Genomic DNA, 12,852 nt, shown 5'->3' with positions numbered 1-12,852 from the left:
GTTTACGAAAATGGCTAGATTCGAAACCGCCGGGGCGATCGACTGCGACGTCCATCCGCCGACACCGCGTCGTGCCGACCTGCTTCCTTATCTCGACGACTACTGGCAGGAGATCGTCACCTCGCGCGAAGTCGACGTGCTGGAACTGATGGGCTACCCCGAGCGCACCCGTCCCTATATGCGGCCTGACTGGACGTGGAGCGGCGATCCGCTCACGCAGATGCAGAAGAACCTGCTCGACCCGCTCGGTCTTGAAGGCGCCATCCTCAACGTGGTTTCGGGCGCGCACGCCCTGTTCGATCCCTATCTGGCGGCCGCCATATGCCGCGCCACCAACGACTGGCTTGCCGACAAGTGGCTGAGCCGCGATAGCCGCCTCAGGGCGTCGATGCTGGTGCCGTTCCAGAATGTCGAGGCCGCGGTCGAGGAGATCGAGCGCCGCGCCGATGACAAGCGTTTCGTGCAGATCCTGACGCTTGCGATGACCGAGCTGCCGCTCGGCCGCCGCACCTACTGGCCGATCTACGAGGCGGCCGAGAAACACGATCTGCCGATCGGCATCCATGCAGGATCGAATTTCCGCCACGCGCCGAGCCATAGCGGCTTCCATTCTTTCCTGATCGAGGACCATGTGGTTCAGCCGCAGGGTTTCTCCACCCAGGTCGCCAGCCTGATTTCCGAAGGCGTCTTCGTCAAATACCCGAAGCTGAAGGCGGTGATGATCGAATCCGGCGTCACCTGGATGCCGGCGCTGATGTGGCGCATGAGCAAGGACTGGCGCGGCACCCGCATCGAGGTGCCGTGGGTCAAGGACGCACCGGCCGACATCATCAGGAGGCATATCCGCATGACGTCGCAGCCCTTCGACGGCCCGGACGATGTCGAGGACGTCGCCAAGACTCTCGACCATTTGCTCAGCGATGATATGCTGCTGTTCTCCTCGGACTATCCCCATTGGCATTTCGAGGGGCTGGACGTGCTGCCCGAGGGCCTGCCGGAAGCCAGGGTGAACAAGATCCTTCGCGACAACGTTCTCGCCACCTATCCGAGATTTGGAGGCTGACCCATGGAAACCCCAGTACTCGAACGCAGCCAGGAAAAAGCCCAGACACAGGGCGTGGTGGACTGCGATGTGCACCCGGCTTTCTCTCGACCGGACCAGTTGCTCGACTATCTCCCCGAACGCTGGAAAACGCATGTGCGGGATTATGCCGTACGCACCGCAAACCCCTTGTTCGGCACGTTGCCCTATCCGCGCATGACGCCCGGCAACGGCATGCGCCGCGATTCCTGGCCGCCGAACGGCGGCCCACCGGCGTCGGACCTTACTTTCCTGCGGGAACAATTGCTGGACCAGTGCAATATCGACTACGGCATCCTGCAGCCGCTCGCGGCCGGCAGCATGGCTTTCAACCAGGAACTCGGCGCGGCGCTCTGCGCGGCCCTGAACGACTGGCAGATCGACAAGTTTGCGGGGCCGGAGCCGCGGCTGAAAGCCTCCATCTGCATCTCGCAGGAGGATGCGAAGGAATCGGTCGCCGAGATCGACCGGCGCGTCACGGACCGCCGCTTCGTGCAGATCGCCATGCCGCCGCGCACGCTGGAGCCCTGCGGCCGCCGCCGCTACTGGCCGATCTACGAGGCGGCCGAGCACTACGGCCTGCCGATCGGGCTTCATACCAGCGCCTTCGGCTACCGCCCGAATACGCCGTCCGGCTGGAGTTCGTTTTATCTGGAAGAGCACTACGCAGCCTCCAATAGCCTCCAGACCGTGCTCTCCAGCATGATCCTCGAAGGCGTTTTCGAGCAGTTCCCGAAACTGAAGATCGTGCTCGTCGAAGGCGGCTTCTCCTGGCTGCCGTCGCTCGTCTGGCGCCTTGACCGCGAATGGAAGCGCATGCGCGACGAGGTTCCGCATGTGAAGCGAAAGCCGTCCGAATATGTGCGCGAGAACTTCTGGTACACGACGCAGCCGATCGAGGAGCCGGAGAACAACCGGCATCTCCTCGATATCCTGCGCTGGATCGGCACCGACCGGCTGATGTTCTCGACCGACTATCCGCACTGGGACTTTGACGATCCGCGCTTCGCCTTCAAGGTGCCGCTGACGCCCGCCGAGCGTTCCGCCATCTTCCGTGACAATGCGGTGGAACTGTTTGGTCTGAAATGAGCACCGCACCGACGCCAACCCGGGAAAAGCGTCCACCCGCCCGCCACGTCGTCGCTCGTGTCGACGAGATCGCGCCGGGCGCTTCCAAGCTGGTCCATGTGGAAGGCCGCGACATCGCGGTTTTCAACGTCGCCGGCGAGTTCATGGCCATCGCCAATCGCTGTCCGCATGAAGGGGCAGACCTCTGCAAGGGCAAGCTCGTCTCGCTCTTCGAGTCCGACGAGCCGGGCGTCGTCAAGCAGAGCCGTCACGGCGAACTGGTGCGCTGCCCCTGGCACGGCTGGGAATTCGACCTTCGCTCCGGCAAATCCTGGTGCGACCCGGCGCGCACAAGGGTCAAGAGCTACGACGTCGCCGTAGAACATGGCGCCAGGCTCGTCGAGGGGACGTATCGCGCCGAGATCTTCAAGATCTCCGTCGATGACGAGTATGTCGTGCTCGAACTCTGAGCCACCCGGCAGGCTCCGACCTGATCAGCATCCGGATTGCGTTTTGACCCTCCACGGGGCGCTGAGCAATCACGACCTCCCGTCGAGCTCCGGACTACCGAACCACGCTGGCCCACTATGGCGACGACCGGGATTGGAAGCCGTAATTCATCGGCCTGAAACGACAAAAGCGCGCCGTAAGACGCGCTTTTGTTGAAATTGGCTCCCCGGGCCGGATTCGAACCGGCGACCTGTCGATTAACAGTCGAATGCTCTACCGCTGAGCTACCAGGGATCATCCGCGAAGGGTCGCGGCGTGTGCGGCGGGTAATACAAATGCTTTGTCGTTTTGCCAAGCGGTTTTTGCAAAAAAATCAAACTTGGTTGTTTTATCCCCGGTAAAGCCCCATTTCCCGGGCAAAGCTAGGCATTTAACCGATGAGGATAATCGAGAGTGGCAGGCGAACGGAACCCGAAGCGATTTGGAATGGACCCGCAGAGCGGCAAGCTGGCGCTCGGCAGCGTACAGATTCCCATGCCGCGCTCGCGGATCGGCCGAGTCGTCGTCGGTGTCGGCCTGATTTTCGGGGGTGTGCTCGGCTTCCTGCCGATTCTCGGCTTCTGGATGGTGCCGCTCGGCTTCCTGGTGCTTTCGCACGATCTGCCCTTCGTGCGGCGTCAGCGGCGCCGTATCGGGCTCTGGTGGGCAAGGCGGCGGGCGCGCAAGGCCGAGCAGCGATAAGGCTGCCCCAACTCAGGCGAACATCGAAGCGATTCCCTGGCCGGCGCTGAATGCCACATAGGCGAGCACGCCAAAATAGATCACCGTGACGATGTTGAAGAGGTAGCCGCCGAGCACGATCAGCCCGTCGCGCTGGATCATGCCGGTCGACAGAAGCAGGATTGCGATCCCCGGCAGTGTATTGGAGAAGGGCACCAGACCCAGCGGAAACATCAGGAGCACGCCGCCAGCTGCGATCGCCAAGCCGTTGACCCGGTTGACGAGCCGCCCGGTGGTCAATGCCGATATGCGCGGCTTCAGGAACCGGTCGAGGCGCGAAACGATGCTGACGCCTTTTTCCAGCGCCGGCAGCAGTTTCTTCGTGTCGAGCTCGCGATCGAGGATTTTCTTCGGCAACCATGGCAGCCGGTTGGCGGTGATCGCCAGGCTGATCAGGATGATCGCCGCGCCGAACACGGTACTGACGCCGGGGATAGACACGGGGAGGAGGAAGGGGAGGGAGGCGACGGCGCAAATGAGCAGCAGGCCCTGTTCACCGACCGCATCCATCAATTGGCGCAGCGTCACCGACTGACCCTTGATGCCGTCGATAAGCTGGCGCAGCGTGCCGCTCAGCGAAGTTGAGGTATCGTCGAATTCGATGCTTGCGCTCACTCTTCGTCTCTCCATTCCGCTTCAGACCGGCGGTATGGATAGCAACAAACAATGTCCTCGCAAAGGCGCGAGCCCCAACCTGCCGGAAACGTGAACGTCCGGCGTCTCATGAAAAATCAAAAAGGGCAGGCCGTCCGTTACCTGGACCGCGCCCAGTAGTCATACGCTCCGCAGGCCAGCACGATCGCGAGGATCGCCAGCACGACCGGATTGAGCGTGGTGATGAATTCCAGATATTCCATAACGGTCTCCTCCTACCGCATGTTCGCCACCCGGTGCTCCCCCACCCGGCAACGACCTCATTCTAGCACGGTCGCTGCGCCGCGGCTACTTTAGCATTTTCGCAGCGACTCTGGCGCATGCCGCCCCGAATCACTAGGATTGCTCCTGGGATTGAAGACGAGGGTGAACATGGGTTTGAGAGTGATCGAGGGTGGGCTTGCGGCCTGCGTGGCGAAGCCTGCCGATCTGGCCGACGGCCATATGCCGAGCCGCGACGACGTGCTTCGCGAGGCCGAGCGGCGGATCAGGTCGACGGGGTACGAGACCTGGCGCAATCGCGAAACGTTGACCGGCATGCCGGTGCCGCGCGAGATTCGTTATCGGGCCATGCAGATCGGTTACGCCGCCGAGGCCATGGGCAGATTGGCCGACATTCCAGCCGATTTTCGGTCTGATTTCTATTGGCCAGCGTGAGCGTCGCCGTTCGATCGGCAAGGCGTCTAAAACAGGGCCATGAATAGATGCCCTACATACAGAATGCTGGAAAGCGAACCAACGGTTGCGCACGCCGCTACGGCGTCAGATACACTGAGCTTCATACTGATCATCGCCGTCATGGCGATCCTTCTCATAAGGATAAAAGACGACAACATCGCCGTCGTCGACTGTCCTAAGGGGAATCTTTTAACAAACGCCCCGATGAGAAGGCTTAACAAGTTCTTACCGGAAGGCGGTGATTTGTCTTCCGGCGTCGCTTCATGGGCGGAATTCTGCCCGACCCTTCAAGGGCCGGGTCAGTTCAGCATCTTTGCTTCGATGCTGGCGAGAACGAAGGTTTCCCGCACATTTTCCAGGGGGAGCTTGCGCTGCAGGCAAGCGGCGCATTCCTTCAACGCCTTGATGTAATAGGTTCCTTCGCGCACCGGCCAGCGCCAGTTCAGGTATTCCAGGGCCTCTCTCGGCCCGCGGATCGTTTCCGGAAAACCGTATCCAACGCGTACTCTGACCGGGGAACTCCACACCGCGTCATTTGCTTCAGTTACGTCACTCGTCATGTCTACACCTTGCATTGCGGCGTAGAGAACTCTTCCGAAAGGGTTTGGTTCCGGAGTTTTGGTGAATTTTTTATGAAGCCAACCCGGTGCGCCAGCGGCATCCAATCTGGTCGGTCTTTCGGGCATCCGACCGGCTCTTTACGAACGGAGGCCGCCAGCAAAGATGGGATACCGACCTGTCGGCCATCGTGTTCTTCCTCTTGTGCAGGAAAAAAATGACAATCGGCCCAAACCCGCTTGCGCGGTTATTCGATTCGTTCTAAACGCCCGACACCACTCGCTCTTTATGCGTTCGGACGGCCTCGTGGCGGAGTGGTGACGCAGAGGACTGCAAATCCTTGCACCCGAGTTCGATTCTCGGCGAGGCCTCCAATTCCCCCTTCTTCCGGACCCTGTTCCTCAAATCCAAACATGCTTTGATACCAAGCATTTACCACGCATTTTTGTGTGCACTGCAACATGGTTAATTTTTTAACCTTCTCCTCCTAGGCTCGGAACAGAAAGGCCCGCTCAGCGATTGTGGGGTGGAACGGAGGGAAGGCGTCATGATCACCAGGATAATCAACGTACATCGCCAGGCGACCAACGAGGTCGAAGGCACCGGCACATTCGCCGACGGCATTTTTCCGCTGACCTCCGCCGAACAGTCCGCCTTCGACAAGGACCACAGCCTTCGCTCTTCCTATGGCCGGGATTATCTGACCATCCGTAAGCTGGAAGAAGCGCCGCCGGCTTACGCCTGAGCCTGGCTCCCACAGTTGAGCGTGAGGAGAGGAAAACGGTCTCCTCCGCTTTTTTGCTTCGAAACCGGCCAGTGTCTTGAAAGCATGTCTCACCGTCAGTAAGACGGACGTGCGTGAGCCGGCGCATCGCCGGATGATTTGGCCGGGTGATTTGGGACGATTGAGATGATGGATTTCGAAGCAGCACGGACGAAGATGGTCGAAAATCAGATCCGCACCACCGATGTCACGTCGCATTCGGTTCTGCGGGCCTTTTACAATGTTCCTCGCGAAGCCTTCGTGCCGGCCAAGGCAAAGTCGCTCGCCTATATCGATACGGATATCGAAGTGGCCCCCGGCCGCTACCTGATGGAGGCTTCGCCGCTGGCCAAGCTGCTGCAGCTTGCGGCAATCACCAAGGATGACGTCGTGCTCGAAATCGGCACCGGCAGCGGTTACACGACCGCCGTCCTGTCGCTGATTGCCGGTTCCGTGGTCTCGCTCGAAGCGGATGAGGCGTTGGCGGCGCAGGCGACCGAAACGCTTTCCTCGCTCGGCTACGACAATGTCGCAGTCGTTGCCGGCGAACTCGAAAAGGGCTACGCCGCCGAGGCCCCCTATGATCTGGTCTTCATCAACGGCGCTGTCGAGGAAGTGCCTTCCGCTCTTCTGGAACAGTTGCGCGACGGCGGCCGGCTGGTCGCGGTCGTCGGTTATGGCAATGCCGCCCAGGCGAAGGTGCTGGTGAAGGAGCAGGGCGCGATCTCCGAGAGCGCCTCTTTCAACGCCTCGGTGAAGCCGCTGCCGGGCTTCCGCAAGGCGAAGGAATTCGTGTTCTGATCGATCGGCGTGGTCGAATGCCGTGAACGGGAAGGGGCCTTGCGGCCCCTTTTGTCGTTTCTGTCGATGCCTTCCGGTTTTTCACGCCAGTGTCATCTGTTTCCCGCAAGTGTGACTTACGGGATTCACAACGCCAACAAAACTGTGTATCGGTAGGAAGCCTGGGGCACTTGTCATTGTTTCCAGCCCCCCCAACACCTTAGAGTAACGTCGATTCGGTTCACCCTCCACCGGGCCGAGTCGAGTGCCGGTAACAGCGGGGATGAAAATGGCTCAGCCAAATGTAGCGCGTGAACCCTCCATGGAAGAAATCTTGGCGTCCATTCGCCGGATCATTGAAAGCAATGAGCCGAATGCCGAGAACGTGCTCAACGGCCAGCTCCCTCCGGTTTATGCCGAGGATGAAATCGAAGACGGCGAAGAGCCGAGCTTTGTTCCCGACATGGTCGCCAATGACCGCGGCGCGCCTTCGCGCAACGAGCCGATGAACTACGCGTCCGGATCGTCGAGCCAGCCGGCGCAGCAGGATCGCACCCTGTCGCTCGCCGATGTCGCCGCAAGGGTCCGCGCCGCATCGGCCCGCCAGCAGGAAACCGGCACGGTGCGCCTTGCCACGGCTTCGACAGCACCGGCACCGGCCTCTTCCGCCCAAATGGCGTCTTCGCCCGCACCTGTGGCGCGCCAGGAAGAGTCGCCTCCGCTTCGCCCCCAGATGCCGCGCATGCCGGAATTCCGCGAACCGGTCCCCCAGGCTGCCCCGATGACGCAGGCCGCTCCGGTTTCGCAGCCTGTCGCACCGCAGCCGGAACCGGTTCAGCGCGTGATGATGCCGGTCTTCGACCCGCCGCTGTCGGCTCCGATCAGAGCCGAAGCGCCGGTTCGCCCGGAGCCGAAAATGGAACCGAAATTCGCCGCGGAACCGGCCCCGCGCAGCCTGCCGGCGAAGATCGAGGAGACCGCGAACCTTCTGTCGGCCGAAGCCGGCGCTCAGGTCGCGAAATCCTTCAGCGAGCTTGCCTCCGTGTTCAACGGCATGGAGCGCCGTTCGCTCGAAGACATGGCCGGCGACATGCTGCGCCCGATGCTGCAGGAATGGCTGGACGACAACCTGCCGACTCTGGTCGAGCGCCTAGTGCGCGAGGAAATCGAGCGCGTGTCCCGCGGCACGCGCCGCTAAACCGTTCTTGAGGTGGACCAAGACGGCCGCTCCGGTGACGGGGCGGCTTTTTTATTGACTTGGAACACCCCATCCTATTTACACCCCGATAGCTCTCAAAGAACAAAAACGGGTCAGGAAATGCTCGAAAAGACCTATGATTCCGCAGAAGTAGAACCGAGGATCGCCAAGGCCTGGGACGAGGCCGACGCTTTTCGCGCCGGCGCCAACGCCAAGCCGGGCGCGGAAGCCTTCACGATCGTGATCCCGCCGCCGAACGTGACCGGTTCGCTGCACATGGGCCACGCGCTCAACAACACGCTGCAGGACGTCATGATCCGCTTCGAGCGGATGCGCGGCAAGGACGTGCTGTGGCAACCGGGCATGGACCATGCGGGCATCGCCACGCAGATGGTCGTCGAGCGTCAGTTGATGGAGCGCCAGCTTCCGGGCCGTCGCGAAATGGGCCGTGAGGCCTTCGTCGACAAGGTCTGGGAGTGGAAGGCCGAATCCGGTGGCCTGATCTTCAACCAGCTGAAGCGCCTCGGCGCCTCTTGCGACTGGTCGCGCGAGCGTTTCACCATGGACGAGGGGCTTTCGGCCGCGGTTCTGGAAGTTTTTGTCACCCTCTACAAGCAGGGACTGATCTACAAGGACAAGCGCCTCGTCAACTGGGACCCGAAGCTGCTGACGGCGATCTCCGACCTGGAAGTCGAACAGCACGAGGTCAACGGCAATCTCTGGCATTTCCGCTATCCGCTCGAAGAAGGCGCCACCTACCAGTATCCGGTCGCCTTCGACGAGGACGGCAACCCGACCGAATTCGAGACGCGCGACTACATCGTCGTCGCGACGACGCGTCCTGAAACCATGCTCGGCGATACCGGCATTGCCGTGAACCCCGAGGATGAGCGCTACAAGGCCATTGTCGGCAAGCATGTCATCCTGCCGATCGTCGGCCGCAGAATCCCGGTCGTCGCTGACCACTATGCCGATCCGACGGCCGGTACCGGTGCGGTCAAGATCACCCCCGCGCACGACTTCAACGACTTCGAAGTCGGCAAGCGGGCACGGCTGCGCGCCATCAACGTCATGAACGTCGACGGTACGATCACCATCAGGGACAACGAGGATTTCCTTGAAGGACTCGACCATCCGGCCGCGCTTCACGGCGCCTGGGACCGTATCGAGGGCCAGGATCGTTTCACGGCCCGCAAGATCGTCGTCGAGATCTTCGAGGAAGCAGGCCTGCTCGATAAGGTCGAGCCGCACAAGCACATGGTTCCGCATGGCGACCGTGGCGGCGTACCGATCGAACCGAGGCTGACCGAACAGTGGTATGTCGATGCCCACACCCTGGCGCAGCCGGCAATCGCCTCCGTCAAGGAGGGGCGCACCAAGTTCGTGCCGAAGAACTGGGACAAGACCTATTTCGAATGGATGGAGAACATCCAGCCCTGGTGCATATCGCGTCAGCTCTGGTGGGGGCACCAGATCCCCGCCTGGTACGGCCCGGACGGCCAAGTCTTTGTCGAAAAGACCGAGGAAGAGGCGCTGCAGGCGGCCATCCAGCACTACCTTTCGCATGAAGGTCCGATGAAGGCCCTCGTTGAAGATCTCCTGGAGAATTTCAAGCCGGGCGAGATCCTGACCCGCGACGAGGACGTGCTCGACACCTGGTTCTCGTCGGCGCTCTGGCCATTCTCGACGCTCGGCTGGCCCGACCAGACGAAGGAGCTCGAAAAGTATTATCCGACCAGCGTGCTGGTCACCGGGTTCGACATCATCTTCTTCTGGGTCGCCCGCATGATGATGATGGGCCTTCATTTCATGAAGGACGAAGATGGTAACCCGCTCGAGCCGTTCCACACCGTCTATGTCCACGCCCTGGTGCGCGACAAGAACGGTCAGAAGATGTCGAAGTCGAAGGGCAATGTCATCGATCCGCTCGATCTGATCGACGAATACGGCGCCGACGCCCTGCGTTTTACCCTGGCGATCATGGCCGCCCAGGGCCGCGACGTGAAGCTCGATCCGGCCCGCATCGCAGGTTACCGCAATTTCGGCACCAAACTCTGGAACGCTACCCGCTTTGCCGAGATGAACGGCGTCAAGCGCGATCCGGCCTTCCTGCCGGAGGCGACGACGCTGACCGTCAACCGCTGGATCCTGACGGAGCTTTCCGCAACCATCCGCGACGTCACCGAGGCGATCGAGACCCAGCGGTTCAACGAGGCGTCAGCTTCGCTCTACCGTTTCGTCTGGAACCAGGTCTGCGACTGGTATCTGGAACTCTTGAAGCCGATCTTCGCGAGCGAGGACGAGAATGCCAAGGCCGAGGCCCAGGCCTGTGCGGCCTACGTGCTGGAAGAGACCTACAAGCTCCTGCATCCGTTCATGCCGTTCATGACAGAAGAACTCTGGGCCCATACCGAAACGCGCGATAGCCTGCTTTGCCACGCCGACTGGCCGGCGCCGGAATTCGCCGATCAGGCGGCCGCGGAAGAGATCAACTGGCTGGTCGATCTCGTCTCGGGTCTGCGTTCGGCCCGCGCCGAGATGAACGTGCCGCCATCGGCCGTCGCTCCGCTGATCGTCGTCGGCGCCAATGAACTGACCCAGGCGCGGCTACGCCGCCACGAGGCCGCCATCCGCCGGCTTGCGCGTGTGGAGACCATCGAACTTGCCGACACGGCACCGAAGGGCTCCGCCCAGATCGTCATCGGTGAGGCGACCGCCTGCCTGCCGCTCGGCAACCTGATCGATCTGGTGGCCGAAAAGGCGAGGATCGAGAAGGCGGTCGGCAAGACCGAGGCCGAGATGGACCGCATCGGCAAGAAGCTGGCGAACGAGAGGTTCGTCGCCAATGCCGATCCCGAAGTGGTTGCTGCCGAGCGCGAACGCTTCGCCGAACTGGAAGTTCAGATGGCGAACCTGAAGACCGCTCTTCTGCGCATCAGCGAAGCCGGCTGACCGTCTTCATCGTGAATCAGTGGAATAAGGGATGCCGCGCCGGAAACGGGCGCGGCATTTCATTTTCAGCAACCTTTTGTTGGTGGAATCCGGCGCTTGTGCAACTGCTCACATGCAGAAAGCCGCATTGTTGCCACAATGACACAGATAGCCGGCTTAAAATAATAAAATTCCAATTTTAACAATGCTGTTAGGGAGGAAAGAGTAATTTTGTGCCGAAATCGGCATCAGAACCCGGGTTCCTGGTTTGCTTACGTAAATATGCAAGGCGTTTGCGCCGCGAAGCGCCAGACAGCCGAAAGTTGTCAATCGGAGCGAACCATCTAGAGTGATTTCGGTCACTTACCAGGGAGTGGGAGATTTTATGGTAAGCAAAACAATTTCAAGGGGCGTCTTTGCTCTCGTAGCCGGATGCACTCTTCAGTCGCCTGCGTTTGCAGGTGGCATCGAACGGGGCGGATACAATATCGACTTGCTCTTTGATCCGTCTTCGGTCGCGATCGAGTCCACGGCTACCTTCGTGATGCCCCAGAGAAAGCTCAAGAACGTCACCGACACAAACGCGGCGGATGGTCCACTCAACGCCTTGGGTTATTCCAACTCGGCTGATGAGACGGAAGACTACTGGTCGCCGCGTGTCGGCGCCAAGGCGGGGTTCGAAGGTTTCGACTGCCTGGTCGATTACTCGCAGCCCTATGGCGCTCATACCAGCCCCGGAGCCCGTTGGGCCGGTGCAAACCAGAACATCGAAACAAAGATCAACAGCGACAACTACGCGCTGACCTGCTCCTACAAATTCGATGCAGGCCCGGGCGACTTGCGTATCATCGGCGGCGGCAGCTATTTGCAGATGGACGGCTTCAAGGAGCGGCTGGTCGTCGCGCCGGAAGTGATCAGCGGTCTGGGCCTGTCGGGCTCTGGTGTCGGTCGCCTTGATCTTGAAGGTGACGGCTGGGGCTGGCGGGCAGGTGTTGCCTACGAAATTCCGGAATACGCACTTCGCGCCAGCCTGATGTATTATAGTCAGGTCAAGCTGAATAGCGTCACCGGCGAGGTCGATCTCACGAACCTTCCCGCTGCTCTCGCAGGTCTGGTTCCAGGCGCCGGTACGGTCATTCCGGTTGAGGGTTCGACCGCCATGCCGGAGGCAATCGAGCTTAAGCTGCAGTCCGGTATCGCCCCCGATTGGCTCGCGTTCGGATCGGTCAAGTGGACCAATTGGAGCGTGCTGCAGCGGATCCCGTTTTACAATAGCGGTGTGGAAGTCACGGCCCTTGAACTCGGATACCGAGACGGTTGGACGGTTACCGGCGGCGTAGGCCACAAGTTCAACGAACAGTGGAGCGGTGCGGTCAGCCTCACCTGGGATCGTGGGACTTCGCAGGGCTTTGGCACCCTCACGGATACCTGGACCGTCGGTGCAGGTGTCGCTTATTCGCCGAACAAAAACGTCGAGATTCGCTTGGCCGGCGTGCTCGGTATCCTGACCAGCGGTAGCTCCGGCGCCGTGACCATCAACGGCATTCCTGCTGGAGACGAAGCAAGCTACCGGTTCGGCGACGATCTCGTCGCCGCACTCTCCACGTCTCTGAAGGTCAAGTTCTGACTTCACGCCATGGAAGCTTGAAAGCCCGGTCGCGACCGGGCTTTTTTGTGGCGAGTTTTAATTCAAAGGAGGAACAGTTCGTCGGTTCTATTGTGACGATTTAGCAACACTTTTTCGAGACTATTGTCAGGTGCCTTGAGAGAGGCGGTTCTGTCCACTTCCCGCCACAAACGGGGAGCAGCGAAGAGGAAGAACAGGCGCGGAACGCGGGGGCGGGGCGCGTATTTTGGAGTATCATGGGCGGGTTTCTTTATGAAAAGCCGGGCTTTTTGCGCTCAGGCGGA

The 12,852-nt window shown here is 60.8% G+C and carries 12 protein-coding genes and 2 tRNA genes; 11 read left to right on the top strand and 3 right to left on the bottom strand.

All coding sequences use genetic code 11. From position 1 onward, the window contains the following. The first annotated feature begins 10 nt into the window (after window positions 1-10). Genes PMI07_RS29750 through PMI07_RS29740 form a run of 3 tightly spaced genes read left to right on the top strand, consistent with a single transcriptional unit; the run spans window position 11 to window position 2,619 of the window. Window positions 11-1,063, top strand: coding sequence for an amidohydrolase family protein (locus tag PMI07_RS29750; protein WP_024164277.1), 1,053 nt, complete (start codon window positions 11-13; stop codon window positions 1,061-1,063). A gap of 3 nt (window positions 1,064-1,066) precedes the next feature. Then, window positions 1,067-2,170 (top strand): amidohydrolase family protein, encoded by a 1,104-nt coding sequence (locus tag PMI07_RS29745; protein ID WP_007759077.1) that lies wholly within the window; start codon window positions 1,067-1,069, stop codon window positions 2,168-2,170. Further along, a complete protein-coding gene (locus PMI07_RS29740) occupies window positions 2,167-2,619 on the top strand; it encodes a Rieske (2Fe-2S) protein (protein WP_007759074.1) in 453 nt (150 codons plus the stop codon). The genes PMI07_RS29745 and PMI07_RS29740 overlap by 4 nt, the downstream gene beginning before the upstream one ends. Window positions 2,620-2,818: 199 nt before the next feature. Here PMI07_RS29740 and PMI07_RS29735 read toward each other — a convergent pair. Then, a tRNA-Asn gene (locus PMI07_RS29735) sits at window positions 2,819-2,893 on the bottom strand. A 192-nt stretch (window positions 2,894-3,085) separates the two neighbouring features. Here PMI07_RS29735 and PMI07_RS29730 point away from each other — a divergent pair. Beyond that, a complete protein-coding gene (locus PMI07_RS29730; protein WP_244448022.1) occupies window positions 3,086-3,340 on the top strand; it encodes a hypothetical protein in 255 nt (84 codons plus the stop codon). Window positions 3,341-3,352: 12 nt separating this feature from the next. Here PMI07_RS29730 and PMI07_RS29725 read toward each other — a convergent pair whose 3' ends face one another. Further along, on the bottom strand, window positions 3,353-3,994 hold the full coding sequence (locus PMI07_RS29725; RefSeq protein ID WP_007759070.1) for an exopolysaccharide biosynthesis protein: 642 nt from the start codon (window positions 3,992-3,994) through the stop codon (window positions 3,353-3,355). 411 nt (window positions 3,995-4,405) lie between these two features. On the opposite strand from PMI07_RS29725, the gene PMI07_RS29720 reads away from it, so the two are divergent. Then, entirely contained in the window at window positions 4,406-4,690 is a 285-nt protein-coding gene (locus PMI07_RS29720) for a hypothetical protein (protein ID WP_007759068.1), read from the top strand. A gap of 320 nt (window positions 4,691-5,010) precedes the next feature. On the opposite strand, the gene PMI07_RS29710 is transcribed toward PMI07_RS29720, so the two are convergent. Further along, window positions 5,011-5,397: a DUF982 domain-containing protein gene (locus PMI07_RS29710; protein ID WP_081761002.1), complete on the bottom strand. Its 387-nt coding sequence runs from the start codon at window positions 5,395-5,397 to the stop codon at window positions 5,011-5,013. A 172-nt stretch (window positions 5,398-5,569) separates the two neighbouring features. On the opposite strand from PMI07_RS29710, the gene PMI07_RS29705 reads away from it, so the two are divergent. The 6 genes from PMI07_RS29705 (at window position 5,570) to PMI07_RS29680 (ending at window position 12,568) form a co-directional block, all read left to right on the top strand. Continuing rightward, window positions 5,570-5,643: transfer RNA gene (locus tag PMI07_RS29705), tRNA-Cys, on the top strand. Window positions 5,644-5,816: 173 nt separating this feature from the next. Beyond that, window positions 5,817-6,014, top strand: a complete 198-nt coding sequence (locus PMI07_RS29700) for a hypothetical protein (RefSeq protein WP_007759066.1) — start codon at window positions 5,817-5,819, stop codon at window positions 6,012-6,014. 165 nt (window positions 6,015-6,179) lie between these two features. Next, the gene (locus PMI07_RS29695) at window positions 6,180-6,833 is read left to right on the top strand and encodes a protein-L-isoaspartate O-methyltransferase (protein WP_007759063.1); all 654 of its coding nucleotides are present in this window, start codon (window positions 6,180-6,182) and stop codon (window positions 6,831-6,833) included. Window positions 6,834-7,146: 313 nt separating this feature from the next. After that, window positions 7,147-8,010, top strand: coding sequence for a DUF2497 domain-containing protein (locus tag PMI07_RS29690; protein WP_280949782.1), 864 nt, complete (start codon window positions 7,147-7,149; stop codon window positions 8,008-8,010). A gap of 120 nt (window positions 8,011-8,130) precedes the next feature. Further along, a complete protein-coding gene (locus tag PMI07_RS29685) occupies window positions 8,131-10,962 on the top strand; it encodes a valine--tRNA ligase (RefSeq protein ID WP_007759059.1) in 2,832 nt (943 codons plus the stop codon). Window positions 10,963-11,326: 364 nt separating this feature from the next. After that, window positions 11,327-12,568 carry an OmpP1/FadL family transporter gene (locus PMI07_RS29680; RefSeq protein WP_007759058.1) on the top strand — a complete coding sequence of 414 codons (1,242 nt, stop codon included), beginning with the start codon at window positions 11,327-11,329 and terminating at the stop codon, window positions 12,566-12,568. Window positions 12,569-12,852: the final 284 nt, after the last annotated feature.

It is taken from the genome of Rhizobium sp. CF080, from assembly GCF_000282095.2.
GTDB lineage: Bacteria > Pseudomonadota > Alphaproteobacteria > Rhizobiales > Rhizobiaceae > Neorhizobium.
The sequence above is the reverse complement of the archived record's forward strand: the minus strand, read 5'-3'. Positions and strand labels throughout refer to the sequence as shown.